Origin of the sequence: Sorangium sp. So ce321 (assembly GCF_051530195.1) — a bacterium.
In the GTDB taxonomy this organism is placed as follows: domain Bacteria; phylum Myxococcota_A; class Polyangia; order Polyangiales; family Polyangiaceae; genus Sorangium.
This window is the reverse complement of record NZ_CP150329.1, coordinates 9,448,947-9,464,341: the sequence shown is the minus strand read 5'-3', so window position 1 is coordinate 9,464,341 and position 15,395 is coordinate 9,448,947. Positions and strand designations below refer to the sequence as shown.

Sequence of the window (15,395 nt, the reverse complement as noted above, 5' to 3'; positions counted from 1 at the left end):
CGTCGTCCCTCCAGTCTACGCCGCCGTGCATGCACATCACATCAAGGACCGTCCTGTTCGTCCTCGCCGGCGCGCTCGCCGCCTGCGCGGGGAACCCTCCGCCCGTCGAGAGCGGTCCGCCGCCCGCGCCGGCCGCCCCCGCGCAGCCTCCGCCGGAGGCGCCCGCCGCGCAGCCGGAGGCGGCGACCCCGCCCAAGGCGGACCCGCAGGAGGAGAAGAAGAAGGCGGAGCTCGCCAAGCTCGCCGAGGACACGAAGGCCATGGAGGCCAAGGCCGACCAGGAGGCGGCGCGCTTCGACGACGCGCTCAAGGCGGAGGTGAAGGCGCTCGTCGCTGCCAATCACCCGAACGCGGGCGCGGCGCTGCGCGCGGCCCTCAAGGGGAAGTACCGCGCCCCGGGCAACGCCGAGCGGGACGCGGCCCGGCACCCCGTCGAGACCCTGGAGTTCTTCGGCCTCAAGCCGACGAGCACCGTACTCGAGCTCGGGGCGGGCGAGGGCTGGTACACCGAGCTCCTCGCGCCGGTGCTCGCGAAGAAGGGCAAGCTCATCATCACGTCCTTCGACCCGAACGGCCCCGCGGAGTCGCGCAACACCCTCTACGGCAAGCGGGTGAAGCGCATGCTCGAGAAGTCGCCCGATCTGTTCGGCAAGGTCGACGTCGTCGTGATCGACCGCGACAACCCGAAGCTCGGGCTCGAAGGCAAGGTCGACCTCGTGCTCGCCGCTCGCGAGGCGCACAACTGGCACCGGAGCGGTAAATTCGACGCCTACGTCGCGGAGGCGTTCAAGGCGCTCAAGCCGGGCGGCGTCTTCGGCATCGAGCAGCACCGCGCCAAGCCCGACGCGAACCCCGATGAGAGCGCGAAGCAGGGATATCTCCCGGAAGCGTGGGTGATCCAGAGGGTCGAGTCGGCCGGCTTCAAGCTCGGCAGCAAGTCCGAGGTGAACGCCAATCCCAAGGACACGAAGGACTACCCGGAGGGGGTCTGGACGCTGCCGCCGAACTTCCGGCTCGGCGACAAGGACCGCGCGCGCTACGCCGCCATCGGCGAGAGCGACCGCATGACCCTCAAGTTCGTCAAGCCCGCCCGCTGATCCCACGCGCCCGCGCCGCGCTTCCCGCGGCGCGGGACGCGCGTGAGCTCTCCACTCCGGCCATCGCACTCCGGCCATCGCACTCCGGCCATCGCACTCCGGCCATCGCACTCCGGCCATCGCGGCGCGCCCGCGCCGGAGCGCACCTCGGACCCCAGCCCTACGCCGGCGCCTCGCCGCCGGCCGGCGGCGGCCGCGCGACCACGCGGCGCATCGGGATCGCGGCGCCCGCGGCCCCCGAGGCCCGGTGCGAGGCGAAGCCGAGGCCGTCGAGGAAGGCCGGCGACGCGTAGACGCCCGGAGCCGCCGTCTCCGGCAGGCACGACGAGAGCTCGATGATGTTCCCGCCCACCACCGAGCCGTCCTCGGTGACCACCACCTCGCCGGCGTGCAGGCAGAAGCGGATGCCCACCCTGCGGTCGCGCTGGCCGGGCCCGTCGAGCCGATCGTACAGCGAGATCGCGGCCCCGATCGCGCGGCGGCGCGCCTCCTCGCCGCCGCGCTCGTCGCGCGGCCAGTCCGCGGAGAGCAGCACGCTCGTGCTCGTGACCGCGAGCGGCGAGAACCCCGCGGCCGCGAGGTCGGTCATCGCCTGCGGCAGCACGGCCTCGAAATCGGTCAGGAACGAGTCGGTGGGGGCCTCGAGCGCGCGGGACTCGGCGAGGACCTCGACGAGCAGCCCGATCGCGAGCCGCCGGATGCGGCCCTCATCCTTCGCGTCGGCGCGCATGACCCGCGCGGTGGCGGCCCGGACCTCCTCGAGGAACACGGTGACGTCCGGGTGGCGGCCCGCGGGGTCCTTGCTCATGGCCCGCACGACGATGTCGTCGAAGGCCGGGTCGACCGGCGCGTGCAGGCTCGGGCGGGGCGGCGCCTGGTGCAGGTGCAGGTGGCGCAGCACGGGGTACGCGCTCGCCGAGAACGGCATGCTCCCCGCGATCATCGTGTAGAGCATCGCGCCGAGCGCGTAGACGTCGGTCCGCATGTCGACCGGCCGGTTGAGGAGCTGCTCGGGCGACATGAACGCCGGGGTCCCCACGACGTGCCGCGACGACGTGAGCGAGAGATCCGTCGTGTCGAGCAGCTTCGCGATGCCGAAATCGAGCAGCACGACCCTGAAGCCCCCGTGCTGCTCGCACAGGATCACGTTCGAGGGCTTCACGTCCCGGTGGATGATCCCGACCGAGTGGACCGCGGCCAGCGCGTTGCAGAGCGGCTCGAGGATCGCGAGCGCCTCGTCCGCCGGGAGCCGGCCGCGCGAGAACAGGTGCTGCTCGAGGCTCCTGCCCTGCAGCAGCTCCATCGCGTAGTAGGGCCGCCCGTCGTCGAGCCGCCCGACGTCGAGGATCTCGACCACGTTCGGGTGCCGGATCCGCCCGATCGCGTCCACCTCGCGCTGGAAGCGGAGCACCACGTCGGCGCGCGAGATCAGCTCGGCATGCATGATCTTGACCGCGGCGGGCGCCCCGCTCGTCGCGTGCACCGCGCGGTAGACGACGCCGAATCCGCCCTCGGCGATGACGCCGTCGAGCAGGTACTCGCCGGCCCGCATCGCCGCGGCGATCGGGATGCCCGGACCGTCGCCATCCCGATCGCGCGTGTCGAGCGTGCGCTGGTCCCATGTCGGCGCGATGCCGAGCGGCGGCTCGTCCGAGACGGGCGCTTCCGTCGGTGGCGCGGCAGAGGGCGATTCATCGTCTCGAGGATGGTTCTTCATACATGACAGCCGTCGAGTTCGCGCGATACTGTAGGCGTAAGCCGATGTCCAACGCGACCATCGGGCCCCCTGTAGCCGTAGCGAAACCATGCACCGTTGCGCCGTATGTCACGGCCGGCTCATCCAGGGCGCGCCGTGCGTCAGAGACGGCTTCGTGCCGCCGCCGGGGGAGCGCGAGGACATGGAGCGCGCGGCGCCCGCCGTCGAGGGCTTCACGCTGCTCGGTCCGCTCGGCCGAGGCGGGTTCTCCGACGTCTGGGCCGCCCAGCGGGACCACGACGGCGCGCCGGCCGCCATCAAGGTGGCGCGGCAGGCGACGCGGAGCGTCCGCGAGCGGTTCCGGCGGGAGGCCGCGCTCCTCGAGCGCGTGGGCGTCCCGCACGTCGCGCAGCTGTATGCCTGCGACGAGCTCCCCGGCGGCCGGCCGTACCTCGCGATGGAGCGGCTCTTCGGCCAGACGCTGGCCGAGGAGCTCGCGGGGCTGCGCGCCCCGCTCGATCCGGAGCGCGCCGCCGAGCGCGCGGACGCGATCCTCGCCGTGCTCGAGGCGGCGCACGCGCGCGGCGTCGTCCACCGCGATCTCAAGCCGGAGAACCTCTTCCTGCTGGGCTCGAGCGGCCGCGCCGTGCTGCTCGATTTCGGCCTGGCGAAGCTCGCCTCCACGGACGGCGAGCCCGCCGCGCCGGCGTCGGCGTCCGCCTCCGCGACGCGCGCCGGCGACGTCGTGGGGACGCCGGAGTACATGGCCCCGGAGCAGCTCCGCGCCGACGCCGCGCGGATCGGCCCGCGCGCGGACATCTACGCGTTCGGCGTGATCCTGTTCGAGCTGCTCACGCTGCGCCCGCCGTTCCTCGGGGACGAGAACGCCGTCGGGCACGGCCACCTGGCCCTGCGCCCGCCGCGCCCGAGCGATCTGGCCGAGGTCCCCGAGGGGCTCGAGGAGCTCACGCTCGCCTGCCTCGCCAAGGATCCGGACCGCCGCCCCGACAGCGCCGCCGCGCTCCGGCGCACCCTGCACGCGCTGCGCGCGCTCCCCCGCGCCGACACCATCCCGCCCCCCTCCGCGCCGCGGTCCGCGCCGCGCTCGTCGACGTCGTCGACGCAAGCGGACGGCGTCGCGACGGCCGCCGCCGAGGGGCGGCAGCCGGTCGCGCTGCTCTTCGCGGAGACGGGGGCGGGGCCGGTGATCGCGGCGGTCGGCAGCCGCCGGGGGTTCATCGCGCGGCAGCGCGGGCAGCGCTGCGTCGCCGTGTTCTCCGCGAGGGACGTCGACGACCCGGCCCGCGCCGCGCTCGCCGCGGCGCGCGACCTCGCGCAGAGCGGCGGCGTGCGCGTGGCGCTGCACCTCGCCAGCGTGCGCCTGCGCCGGGTCGCCGGCGGGCTTCACGCGGTCTACGGCACCCCGGTCGAGCGCCCCGAGACGTGGCTGCCGGCCGAGCCCTGGTGCGGCCTCGCCATGACCGGGGAGTTCGAGCGCGCGCTCCCCGACGCCGAGCTCGCCCCCACGCCGCCCGACGCCCCGGAGAGCCTCGGGGAGCCGCCGCTGCTCGGCCGCGACGACGTGCTCTCGGCGCTCGCGGGCAGCGCCACCGACGCCTTCGACGGCACGTGCCCCGGCCTGTTCACGCTCGTCGGCGACGCCGGCCTGGGCAAGACGCGCCTCACGGCAGAGGCCGCCTGCATCGCCGGGGTGCCGCTCCCCGACGTGCGCGTCGTGGCGGTGCGCGCGCTCCACCCCATCCACGGCGGCGCCGCGCAGGCGGTGCGCGCGCTCCTGCGCGTCGCGCTCGACGCCCCCGAGGACGTCCCCGAGGACCCGCGGGGCTTCTGCGTGGAGCGGCTCGGCGAGCCGCTGGGGAGCGCCAACTGGGAGGCGGTCGCGGCGGCGCTCGGCTGGGCCAGCGCCAGGGGAGGGCGGCCCTCCGGGGCGGCCCGCCACGGCCTGATGCTGGCGCTCGCCGAGGCGCTCCGCGGCCGCGCGCGCCGCGGCCCCCTCGCCGTGATCCTCGACGACGCGGACCAGGCGGACGACGTGCTGCTCGACGCCCTGGAGTACGCCACGCTCGACGGCGAGGGCATCCTCCTCTGGGTCGTCGTGGCCGGCGGCCCTCGCTTCGATCAGGCCCGCCCGAGCTGGGGCCAGCGCAACCAGCGCCACACCCGCGTGACGCTCGCGCCGCTCGCCGAGGCGGCCGCGATGGATCTCGCGTCGCGCCTGCTCTTGCCGGCGGAGTACCCGCCGGCCGAGACCCTCCGCCGGCTGGCCGACTGGGCGGGGGGCAACCCGGATTGCCTGCGTCAGCTCGTCCGCTCGCTCAAGCACGCGGGCGTCGTGCGCCGGCGCGCCGGCGGCGGCTTCTACGTCGCGACAACGGAGGTCGAGGCGCTGCCTCCGGTGCCCGCGTGGCAGTGGCTCGCGGCGCGGCAGCTCGACGACCTGCCGCCGGAGCTCGCGGCGTGCGCCCGGGTCTGCTCGGCGCTCGGCATGTCGTTCGATCGCGCCGAGCTCGAGGCGGTGCTCGACGGCCTCGACCGCGCGGGCGGCGCCGGGTCCATGGTCGACGCCGGCTTCGGGCTCTCCGCGCTCGTCGAGCGGCGGATCCTGCTGCGCGACACCGCCGGCCGCGGCCGGGTCGACGAGTGGCACGCGTTCCAGAACGCGGTCCTCCAGGAGGCCGTCTACGAGATGCTCGACCCGGCGCACCGCGCCGAGATCCACCGGAGCGCCCTCGCGTACTGGCGGGCGCAGGTGGCGGCCGGCTCGACCGTCGGGCTCCGCGCGCTTTCGCGCCACGCCGCCGCCTGCGGCGAGCGCGCCGAGGCCGCCGACGCCTACCTCGCGCTCGGCGACCTCGCGTCCGCGCGGCACGACGCGGTCGAGGCGGACCAGCGCTACGACGCCGCGCTCCACGTCGCCGACCCGGGCGACGCGGTCCGGCGCGTGCGCGCGCTCGCGGGCCGCGGCCGGAGCCGGTACCGCATGTGCCGCGTCCAGGAGGCGCGCAGCGACTTCGGCGAGGCGCTCGCGCTGGCCGGCGCGCTCGGCGACGCGCGCCTCGAGGCGAGCCTCCTGCTCGAGGACGCGACCGCGCTCGACTGGGCCTTCGAGTTCGAGGAGTCGGCGCGGCGGGTGGGGGAGGCGCGGCCGCTCGTCGAGGCGCAGCGCTCGCCCGAGCTCTCGCTGCGCCTCCGGGTCGCCGACGGGCGGACCTTGTGGCGGCGGGGGCGGCTCGACGAGTCGATCGCAGAGCTCGCTGCGTGCGCCGAGCGCGCCGCGGCGTCGGGGGATTACGACGTGCGCGTCCTCGCCCTGCTCATGCTGTCGTTCCAGCTCGCGTCTGCAGCTCGCCGCGCGGAGGCTGAGTCCGTCTTCAGGGACCTGATTGCCCTGCTCACGGCGGCCGGCGATGGATTTCACCTTTGCGCGGCGTACATCAATCGCATCGCGATGTGGGCCTGGAGGTGGTCTTTGCCGGGCGCCGTCGACGACCTGCGCCGCGCCGTCGATCTCGCGCGCGAGATCGGCAATCCGTGGCTGGAGAAGATGGCCTCGTACAACGTCGCCGTGCTGCTTTACTGGAGCGACAGGCAGCGCGAAGCGCTCGCGCTCGCCCGGCGCGCTCGCTGGCTGGAGGAGCAGTCCTCGGAGCGCCCGATGCCTCAGACGGCGATCCTGATCGGGCAGATTCACCTCGCGCTCGACGAGTACGAGCAGGCGGATCAGCTCGTCGTCTGGCTCGAGCGCTCCTGCGCCCTCGGGCCTGGCGACATCCCCGACTACACCTTGCTCAGGCTCGTGCTCTCCGAGGTCGGGGTCCGGCCGGCCGGCTCCTCTTCTCTCTCGTGGAGCGAGGCGATCCAGCTCGCGAAGGACCAGCCCTTCGTCGAGATCACGCTGCTGCTCCTTTACTGGCGCGCGCGCACGGCCCTTCGTCGCGGACACACCCCTGAGGCCGCGGAGGCGCTCGCGAGCGCGCGGGAGCGACGCGGGGACAGCCCCATGTGGCTATCTCGCTTCGCCGAGCTCGAGCGCGCGCTGGAAGAAGCGTCACGGAATCCGGATGTTCGTCCGACCCTGTCGAGCTGATTCGACAGGGTATGTTCCGTCCCATTCGGGCAAGTCCGTAGTCCCGTACAAAGCCCATGTACAGTTTTTCAGCATTGCGCGACTTTCCGGAAGGTGAAATACTGTTGCTTCAAGGAAGGTCGAGATTGTCGGGTTGCGCCCGGGGTTCGCGGCTACCTTGGAGGAGAGCTTGATGTTGTCGATTCGATCCGTCGCTGTTGGTCTTCTTGGCGCTGGTGTGTTCACGGCGGGGTGCGTCGCTGCCCCGGACGCTGAGCCGGTCGAGACGGCGGAGCTGCCGATGCGGCGTAACGTGGTGCCTATCGGGGCGAACGGCCTGAACCCGAACGACTTCTGGGCGCCCGCGAACCGCGCTGCGTTCCAGGCGCTCGGCGGCGCTGCGCTCGCGGGCGCCGGCGGCGTCCTGGTCGCGACGCCGCTGCGCGCGACGGCCGGCGGAAAGAGCGTGCTCGACTATACAGTGCGCTGCGCGCTGTCCGCAGATCAGGTCGTCCGCGCCCCGAACGGCGATAAGTATTACGGTGAGTTTGGATTCGCGCCGGAGTGGACCGGGCGTGCTCTCAACACGTCGGAGCAGCGCTGGGTGTCGGCGTGCATCTTCCAGCACCTGAACGGCTCCGGCGAGCATGTGGATATCCTCCTGGAGGGAGGACACGACGCCCTCGCGTGCAACCTGGACGACGAGCCGTTCGCGGACTTCATCGTGAAGGACGCCACGATGTTCGGCAATGCCTTCCTTCCCGGGCCTATCGCCGGGTACGCCTGCATCGACGCCGATCTCGCGGGGGTGCTCTCGGGGCTCTCGCTGAGCTGCCCGCTCGACACCAACCTGCTCGCCCTGACGCGCCTCTGCGGCCACTTGCCGACGTGCGGCGTCGCCTTCGTCGGGCTCTGCGACCTGGTCTGCACGCGGGACGCCGCCGGCAACTCGACGTGCCACACGCTCCCGCTGCTCGGGCCGGTCCTCGGGCCGCTGCTCGGGCCTGCCTACTCCGAGACGATCCGGAGCGAACTACGCGACACCGATATTCTCCCGCTCTACGGCAGTTGCGGCCTGCTCTGACCGGCGCCGGCGCGCGGGGGGGGCCCGGCCGGAGCCCGAGGGATGAGCGCCGCGCGGCTCGCTACGTCCCGAGGCGCGCCTTCAGCTGCTGGATCGCCTCCGCGATCGCCTTGTCGTCGCGGAAGCAGCACGGATCGGTGCGCCTGCACCGCGCGCCGTGCAGCACCTGGAGCTCGAAGAGCGTGCGCTCGTCGCCCTCGGCCGCGGCGCGGCTGAAGAGGGCCCGCTTGCCGCCGCACGAGGCCCGGCGGAACGCGAAGGTGACGCGGAGCGCGGGGGTCGCGCGCGCCATCACCGCGGGCCGCGCCAGGATCTCGCTGGCGCGCCGGGCCGCCTTCGTGCCCCCGCGCGCGCGCACGAGGTCGAGCAGCACGTCCAGCCCGCCGGTGCCGAGCTTGTTCGTGAGCAGGTCGAAGACCTGGTCCGCCGCCGGGTTGTCCTCCTCGAAGGCGATGCCCGCCGCGATGGAGAGGACCTCTTCGCGCAGTCCTCTGCTCAGGACCATCTCCGGGTCGGCCTCCGCGAGGGCCATCATCGTCCGCGCCCCGAGCACCCAGTTCCTCGTCGACACGGCGCGGCTCAGCTGCCCGCGCAGCGCCCCGGCGCCGCTGGGGTCGTCCTCGGGCGGCGCGCTCGCCGCCGGGGCCGGGGGCGGCGCTGCCGGCTCGGGCGGCGTCTCCACGGGGGCCGCCGCGGGGGCCACCGCGGTCGCCTCGGGGCGCCGGAGGGCGAGCCAGAGCGCGCCGCCGAGCGCGAGCGTCGCCACGGCCGCCAGCGCCGCCGCGAGGGGCGCCCAGCGGGCCGATGGCCTGGGCCGGCGGTGCGCGTGCGCGAGCAGGGTCGCCCGCGGCCCCGACCAGCGGGGCGGCGACGGACCTCTGGGCGCTTCCTGGCCGGCCGGCGCGGCGTGCCCGGCCAGCCCGGCGGCCGTGGCGGTCCCGGCTGCCCCGGTGATCGCGGCGGCCGCGGCGCTCCCGGTGATCGCGGCGGCCGCGGCGCTCCCGGCGGCCGCGGCGCTCCCGGCGCTCCCGGCGGCCGCTGCCGCCGCGGCTGCCGCGGCCGCGGCCGCCGCCGCCGCCGCTGCCGCGCGCGCGACGGCCGCGAGCGCGTCATCGAGCGCCGCGATCGCGTCGTTCGCCGTCTGGTAGCGGAACGACGCGTCGTGCTCCATGAGCCGCTTCACGACCTGCTCGACCTCATGGGGCACCTCCAGATCCGGAGCGCGCAGGCGGAGGGGAGGCGGCCCCGACGCGTTCTGTTGCTTGAGCCGCTCCACCACGTTCTTCGCGTCGAACGGGTGCTGGCCGGTGAGCATCTCGTAGAGCACGAGCCCGAGCGCGTAGAGATCCGCGCGCGCGTCCACCGCGTCCATCCCGCGCAGCGCTTCGGGCGCGAGGTACGCGAGCGTGCCGAAGACCTCACCGGCGCTGGTGAGGGCGGGGCTCGGGCTCGACGTCTTGCGGATCTGGCTCGACACGAGATCGACATTCACCTTCGCGAGCCCGAAATCGATGAGCCTGACCTGGTCGTGCGCGTCGAGCAGGATGTTCTGGGGCTTCACGTCGCGGTGGACGATGCCCTTCTCGTGCGTCGCGGCGAGCGCCGACGCGATCTGGCGCGCGACGCGGAGCGCCCGCGCGGGCAAGAGCCGCCCCTTGCCGATCACCTCCTTGAGCGGGGTGCCCTCGACGTACTCGAGGATCAGAAAGAACGAGGCGTCGTCCAGCTGACCGAAGTCGATGGCCGCGACGACGTTGGGGTGCCGGATGTGCGCGCCCGCGACCGCCTCGCGCTCGAACCGCGTCACGAGCTCCGGCAGCCGCCTCGCGAGCGGCCTGAGCAGCTTGATCGCCACCTGCTTGCGGAGGTGCACCTGCTCGCCGCGGTACACGGCGCCCATCCCGCCCTCGCCGATGAGCTCGTGGACGCGGTAGCGCCCCGAGATCAAGCTCCCGACCAGCGCGTCGCCGCCCGCGCTCGCGGCCGCGGCCGCGGCCGCCTCGACGTCCTCGGCGAGCGCCGAGCTCGAGAGCTCCTCCAGCGCGGGCGCAGCCGGCGCTCCGACCTTCGGCACCGTGAGGTCCTCGATGTAGGCCGAGCCCAGCGGCTCCTCGGATCCCGGCGTCTCCGGCATGCGGCGCAGGATATCAGGTCAGCCGGCGCCCCGGGGAACCGGCGCGGCGCCTCCGGCGCGGGTGCGCGGGAGCGCGCGCCGCGGGGTGGCACACCTCACAGGAGGAACGATACGCCCAGCGAGAACGCGGGGTATCCGAGTCGCATCGTCAGCGTGACGTTCTCGGTGAAGTGAAAGCGCCCTCCGACGTGCACGACGGGCGAGACCCCGGGCAGCACGTGGCGGTCCACGTCGCCGAGATAGAGCGAGAGCCCCGGCTCGCCGAAGACGGACCACTGCCGGTGAAGCCAGAAGTTCCACTGCATCACGACCGAGCCGAACAGGTAGTTCGACGCGTCCCCGTACGTGTCGACCTCGGTGCAGACGCGCGTGCCCGCAGGCCCGTTCTCGAAGTTCGTGCAGTCGCCGCGGTAATTTCCGTTGCCTCCGTAATGGACGGCGTCGAGGCCGAAGCCGATGCCGACCGAGTCGTTGAGCTTCTTGATGAAGCCGCTCGGGGCGATGTCGATCGTGGCGCGGAAGCCGGCGCCGATGCCCGTCCCGACGCCGGGGCCGAGCGGCTCGAACGGCGCGATGAGGAGGTGCGGCTCCAGCTCGACCTTGTAGTCGGGCCGATCGCCGGGGCGCTTGATCGTCATCTGCGCCTCGCCGACCTCGGCCCACCCGATCGTCAGCGCCACGAACGAGAGCGCGGCGGCCAGCAGGCGCGGCGCGCGAAGCTGCGATGTCATCGCTATCTGCATGGTCTCGGTCTCCTCAGCATCCACCGCAGGCGCGCCGGCCGTCCGGGCACATGACGGCCGCGCCGCCGTCGAGGCAGGTGACGCGGCACTCGCCGCCCACGTTCTCGCAGAACACCTGGCACGAGCCCCGGCACTCCACCTCGCAGGTCCCCACGTTCCGGCAGGTCACGACGCTGCTCGACCCGACGGAGACGCCGCACCGGCTCGTGTCGTGGCACTCGTACCGGCAGTCGCGGTCGCAGATGGCCCCGCACGACGCGGTGTTATGGCAGTCGAGATCGCAGTCGTCCCCGCAGGAGGCCGAGCAATCGTCGACGTCGAAGCACTCGAACGAGCACCCGTGCTCGCAGACGGCGCCGCAGCGATCCATCTGGAAGCAGCGCTGGTCGCAGTTGTCACCGTCGCAGCCGAGGTAACACTCGTCTCCGTTGAAGCACTCGCACGCGTCTCCCTCGATGCAGGCGCCGCTGTTCCAGCAGCTCGCCAGACCGAGGCCCGCGAAGAGCATGAGCAATATCAGTGCATAGAAGCGCATGGCCGGGCGAGCATACCCCGGGCGCCCGAGCGATGTCACGAAATCCGCGGAGCTGCGCCCGCCGCCGGGCTCACCACCGCGTCCAGCGAGAGATTCGCCTCACGCGCGTATAGCGCGTCTCGTCGCTGGCGAGTCCGATCCGCTCCGTGATGTGCGTCCCGAGGTGGGGACCCCAGCCGCCGTCGTCGAGCGGCTCGTCCGCGTCCGCGCCGAGGTTGTATTCCCAGCATTCCGCGTAGTGCTGGGCGACGTTCTGGTACTGGAGCGCGCAGTTGCCTTCCGGGTCCGTGTCGCCGTCGTGGTCCTGTGACGACCAGCCGGAGAGGAAGTGCGCAAAATAGATGTTGGCGTCCCCGGTGACGTGCGTGGGGCGGAGGAGCTTCATTGTCGTGGAGTCGATGCCCTCGGCGGTCGCGCGCATGACCTCCTTCACGGTCCCCGCGAGATCCTCGATGTCGTCGCGGTACTCCCGGCCGACGAAGTAGAGGGAGCCCCGGTAGAAGTTCTGCCCGATCGCCGGCTCTCCCCTGGTCCCGAGCCGCTCGGCGTAAGGGATGTTCCAGAACTGCAGAGTCGTCCCTCCTTCCGAGCCGACGCTGTTGTAGAGGAGCGCCCACCCGCCGCCGTCCGTCTCCAGATCGCAGTACACGGGGAACTCCGGCTCGGGGCCGTCCCCGTCCAGATCGAGCAGGTAAACATCGCTCGGCAGGCCGGGCGGCACGTCCCCGCAGCGGGCGTACGTGCACCCCCCGTTGACCGCGCCGTCGCAGTCCTCGTCCTCGGCGGTGTCGCAGCGGTCGGGCGCCGGCACCACCTCTCCGGCGCATGGGCCGTAGCCGTTCCCTTCGTCGTCGCACGTCCGCACGCCGCTGCGACAGGCTCCCCGGCTCAGCGTGCCGGGCGGCCCGCTGTAACAGGCGTCCAGGCCGCCGGGGTCGCAGGGGCGCCCGCCGCCGCCCCCGCCCGCGCCGCCCTCGCCGGCGCTCGCCGCCGAGGCGACCACGCCGCCTCCGGCGCCGCCGTCATCGAACCTCCGCACCTTGGTCGAGCAGGCCGGCGCGGCGGCGAGCAACACGATGGCTGCGCAGCCGGCTCCTGCGACCGGACCTTTGCCGAGCGCCATGCGACCTCCAGGGACACGAGCACGTACCACGCCGCCCTATACACCAGCCGCCCGGGCGCGTGCATCGGCCGCGCACGGCGTCGACGCGCCGCTGCGGGCGCGGCGCCGGCCGCCGCCGCTGCGGGCGCGGCGCCACGGGCCCGTCGTGGCGGTCGTGGCCGTCGTGGCGGTCGTTACAGGTCGTCCTCGCCGGGCGTCACAGGGCGGCGGCCCGGGCGGCGATCTGGCCGCTTTGCAGCGCGAAGGCGATGGCGCTCTGGAGGGTGCTCTTCGTGAGGATGCCCGCCAGGTCGAGCCCGAGGCCGACGAGCGTCTGCGCCACCGCCGGCCGGATGCCGGTCAGGATGGTCCTTGCGCCGAGCAGCTGCAGCGCCTTCGCCGTGTCCACGAGCGCGGAGGCGACGTTCGTGTCGATCTCCTTGAGCCCCGTGACGTCGAGGATGACGATCTCGACCTGGGTGGACTGGACTCCCGCGAGCGCGACCGACATCACCTGGCCGATCCGCTCCGAGTCCATCTGACCGATGATCGGCATGACCACGATGCGATCGGTGATCGGCATGAGCGGCGTCGACATCGCCTGCATCGTGTCGCGGAGCCGCGCGAGCGTCCGCTCCAGCTCTCCGAGCAGGTCCTTGTAGGACGTGACGTCGTGGGCGGTGCCGTAGACGAGGCGGTCCGATGAGTCGCCGGCCGCGTCCATGTGCGCGGTCCACGCGAGCCACTTGTACGAGCCGTCCTTGCACGCGTAGCGGTTATCGAACCGGATGGTCGTGCTGCCCTGGAACAGGGCGGTGGCCTCGGCGAGCGTCGCCTCGCGGTCGTCGGGGTGGACGAAATCGATGAACGGCCTCGCGGTCATCTCCGCGGGGGACCAGCCGAGGGTCCGCTCCCAGGCCGGGTTGGCGTGACGGAAGTACCCCTCTGCGTCCAGGGTCACGAGGAGACCGACCGAGACCCGGAACAGCTTCTCGTAGACAGTCGCGAGCTGCGTCACGCGCGCGAGCTGCTCCGCCCGCTCCCGGTCGCTCGTCACGTCGATGGCCGTGGCGTAGATGAGGCGCCGCTCGGGGGCGTCGTCCATGTCCACGCTCGCGGCCCAGCCGAGCCACTTGTACGAGCCGTCCTTGCACCGATAGCGGTTGTCGAACCGGGCGGTCGTCTGGCCCTGGAAGAGCCCGGCCGCCTCCGCGAGCGTGGCCTCGCGGTCGGCCGGGTGGACGAAATCGATGAACGGCTTGCCCCTGAGCTCGTCGAGCGACCAGCCGAGGGTCCGCTCCCAGGCGGGGTTCAGATCATGGAAGTGACCGCGCGCGTCCGCGGTGGCCAGGAGTCCTGCCGCTAACTGGAACAGCTTGTCGTGGCTCGAGCCCATGTACTCCCCTGTGCGGGCGGCGCGCGCTCCCTGTCGCGATCGCCCGCTTCAGCGATCCCCCTGCTCGGACGCAAGATGAGCGTCTCCCGCGCTGTCTGGCCGGAGCGCGCGGGGGCACGCGGCCAAGGCGAGGTCGACTCCCCGATGCGTCGAAGCTTGCTTGTCCACGAGATCGGCTTTCATGTCAAGAGCATCGGGCGTCTCCGCAGCGGTGTCCGGAGGCCCCCAAGCCGACGACCTGAACGAGCTGCTGGAGACGGGGTGTGCGTGTGCCCCTTGTCGGGCCCCGTTGTCGGGACGACGAGGTTGCCAGCTCACGATGAGGCGGGTAGGGTCCGCGCCCACAAGGAGTGGATCATGACCGTCTCTGCGATTTTCAACCCGGAGCGCTGGCGTGAGGTCGAAGGGTTCTCGTTCGAGGATCTCACCTACCACCGCGCCGTGGATCAGGGCACCGTGCGCATCGCGTTCAACCGGCCTGAGGTGCGCAACGCGTTTCGCCCCCGCACCGTCGATGAGCTGTACACCGCGCTGGAGCACGCGCGCACGACCTCCGACGTGGGTTGTGTGCTGATCACCGGCAACGGGCCCTCTCCCAAGGACGGCGGCTGGGCGTTCTGCTCCGGAGGAGATCAGCGCATCCGCGGCAAGGACGGTTACAAGTACGAGGGCGAGAGCGCCGGTCAGGCCGATCAGGCGCGGCTCGGCCGGCTCCATATCCTCGAGGTGCAGCGGCTCATCCGGTTCATACCCAAGGTGGTCATCGCCGTGGTGCCCGGCTGGGCGGCCGGCGGCGGCCACAGCCTCCACGTCGTCTGCGACATGACCCTCGCGAGCCGCGAGCACGCGATGTTCAAGCAGACGGACCCGGACGTGGCGAGCTTCGACAGCGGCTATGGCTCGGCGCTGCTCGCCCGGCAGGTCGGGCAGAAGAAGGCGCGGGAGATCTTCTTTCTGGGGCTCGACTACACCGCAGAGCAGGCGGCGGCGATGGGGATGGTCAACGCCGTCGTCCCCCACGCCGAGCTCGAGGAGGAGGCGCTGCGGTGGGGCGCGATCATCAACTCGAAGAGCCCGACCGCGATGCGGATGCTGAAGTACGGCTTCAACCTGCCTGACGAGGGGCTCGTCGGACAGCAACTCTTCGCCGGCGAGGCGACGCGGCTCGCCTATGGCACGGAGGAGGCGAGAGAGGGTCGGGACGCTTTCCTGGAGAAGCGTCGTCCGGACTTCACGCGCTTTCCCTGGCACTACTGACGACGACGCGCGCTCGCTCCCCCGCAGCTCCACAGAAGCGGCCGCCCGCCTCGGCTGGCCGGCGAGCGCGCGGGGGGACACGGAAACACGCAAGAAGCAGGCGGGGGCCGGCAGCGCGGCGCACAGACGGCGATCGTGCTTACGGTGTTACCTGTAAAATTCCACTGTCCATGATCGGATCGCGGTGCACCGTCGATGGCGCGATGCGTGACCGCGAGCATGCCGCGACGCGTGACCTCGCCATTGACGAAGTCACGTGATCGG

10 protein-coding genes are annotated in these 15,395 nt (G+C 72.7%); 4 read left to right on the top strand and 6 right to left on the bottom strand.

Translation table 11 applies throughout. The features are described 5' to 3' along the window. The first annotated feature begins 29 nt into the window (after positions 1-29). Entirely contained in the window at positions 30-1,097 is a 1,068-nt protein-coding gene (locus tag WME89_RS34910) for a class I SAM-dependent methyltransferase (protein WP_438003969.1), read from the top strand. Positions 1,098-1,257: 160 nt separating this feature from the next. Here the strand turns inward: WME89_RS34910 and WME89_RS34905 are convergent, their stop codons facing one another. Next, the gene (locus WME89_RS34905) at positions 1,258-2,814 is read right to left on the bottom strand and encodes a serine/threonine-protein kinase (protein WP_438003968.1); all 1,557 of its coding nucleotides are present in this window, start codon (positions 2,812-2,814) and stop codon (positions 1,258-1,260) included. Positions 2,815-2,902: 88 nt separating this feature from the next. Here WME89_RS34905 and WME89_RS34900 point away from each other — a divergent pair, with 88 nt between their 5' ends. Then, a complete protein-coding gene (locus tag WME89_RS34900) occupies positions 2,903-6,901 on the top strand; it encodes a protein kinase domain-containing protein (RefSeq protein WP_438003967.1) in 3,999 nt (1,332 codons plus the stop codon). Between the two features lie 172 nt (positions 6,902-7,073). After that, positions 7,074-7,964 (top strand): hypothetical protein, encoded by an 891-nt coding sequence (locus tag WME89_RS34895; protein ID WP_438003966.1) that lies wholly within the window; start codon positions 7,074-7,076, stop codon positions 7,962-7,964. 61 nt (positions 7,965-8,025) lie between these two features. On the opposite strand, the gene WME89_RS34890 is transcribed toward WME89_RS34895, so the two are convergent. The 5 genes from WME89_RS34890 to WME89_RS34870 form a co-directional block, all read right to left on the bottom strand. Beyond that, the gene (locus tag WME89_RS34890; RefSeq protein WP_438003965.1) at positions 8,026-10,098 is read right to left on the bottom strand and encodes a protein kinase domain-containing protein; all 2,073 of its coding nucleotides are present in this window, start codon (positions 10,096-10,098) and stop codon (positions 8,026-8,028) included. A gap of 95 nt (positions 10,099-10,193) precedes the next feature. Beyond that, entirely contained in the window at positions 10,194-10,829 is a 636-nt protein-coding gene (locus WME89_RS34885) for a hypothetical protein (RefSeq protein WP_438003964.1), read from the bottom strand. A gap of 25 nt (positions 10,830-10,854) precedes the next feature. Continuing rightward, entirely contained in the window at positions 10,855-11,376 is a 522-nt protein-coding gene (locus WME89_RS34880) for a hypothetical protein (protein WP_438003963.1), read from the bottom strand. Between the two features lie 70 nt (positions 11,377-11,446). Then, on the bottom strand, positions 11,447-12,499 hold the full coding sequence (locus WME89_RS34875) for a fibrinogen-like YCDxxxxGGGW domain-containing protein (protein WP_438003962.1): 1,053 nt from the start codon (positions 12,497-12,499) through the stop codon (positions 11,447-11,449). Positions 12,500-12,695: 196 nt separating this feature from the next. Next, positions 12,696-13,874 carry a PAS domain S-box protein gene (locus WME89_RS34870; RefSeq protein WP_438003961.1) on the bottom strand — a complete coding sequence of 393 codons (1,179 nt, stop codon included), beginning with the start codon at positions 13,872-13,874 and terminating at the stop codon, positions 12,696-12,698. 357 nt (positions 13,875-14,231) lie between these two features. Between WME89_RS34870 and WME89_RS34865 the strand changes: the two genes are divergently transcribed. Beyond that, positions 14,232-15,131: a 1,4-dihydroxy-2-naphthoyl-CoA synthase gene (locus WME89_RS34865; protein WP_438003960.1), complete on the top strand. Its 900-nt coding sequence runs from the start codon at positions 14,232-14,234 to the stop codon at positions 15,129-15,131. The last annotated feature ends 264 nt before the right edge of the window (positions 15,132-15,395 follow it).

What these genes read in the sequence shown, in the direction of transcription:
- WME89_RS34895 (WP_438003966.1), top strand. Translation starts at nt 7,074, where the DNA reads ATGTTGTCGATTCGATCCGTCGCTGTTGGTCTTCTTGGCGCTGGTGTG.
- WME89_RS34890 (WP_438003965.1), bottom strand. Translation starts at nt 10,098, where the DNA reads ATGCCGGAGACGCCGGGATCCGAGGAGCCGCTGGGCTCGGCCTACATC.
- WME89_RS34875 (WP_438003962.1), bottom strand. Translation starts at nt 12,499, where the DNA reads ATGGCGCTCGGCAAAGGTCCGGTCGCAGGAGCCGGCTGCGCAGCCATC.
- WME89_RS34885 (WP_438003964.1), bottom strand. Translation starts at nt 10,829, where the DNA reads ATGACATCGCAGCTTCGCGCGCCGCGCCTGCTGGCCGCCGCGCTCTCG.
- WME89_RS34870 (WP_438003961.1), bottom strand. Translation starts at nt 13,874, where the DNA reads ATGGGCTCGAGCCACGACAAGCTGTTCCAGTTAGCGGCAGGACTCCTG.
- WME89_RS34905 (WP_438003968.1), bottom strand. Translation starts at nt 2,814, where the DNA reads ATGAAGAACCATCCTCGAGACGATGAATCGCCCTCTGCCGCGCCACCG.
- WME89_RS34880 (WP_438003963.1), bottom strand. Translation starts at nt 11,376, where the DNA reads ATGCGCTTCTATGCACTGATATTGCTCATGCTCTTCGCGGGCCTCGGT.
- WME89_RS34865 (WP_438003960.1), top strand. Translation starts at nt 14,232, where the DNA reads ATGACCGTCTCTGCGATTTTCAACCCGGAGCGCTGGCGTGAGGTCGAA.
- WME89_RS34900 (WP_438003967.1), top strand. Translation starts at nt 2,903, where the DNA reads ATGCACCGTTGCGCCGTATGTCACGGCCGGCTCATCCAGGGCGCGCCG.
- WME89_RS34910 (WP_438003969.1), top strand. Translation starts at nt 30, where the DNA reads ATGCACATCACATCAAGGACCGTCCTGTTCGTCCTCGCCGGCGCGCTC.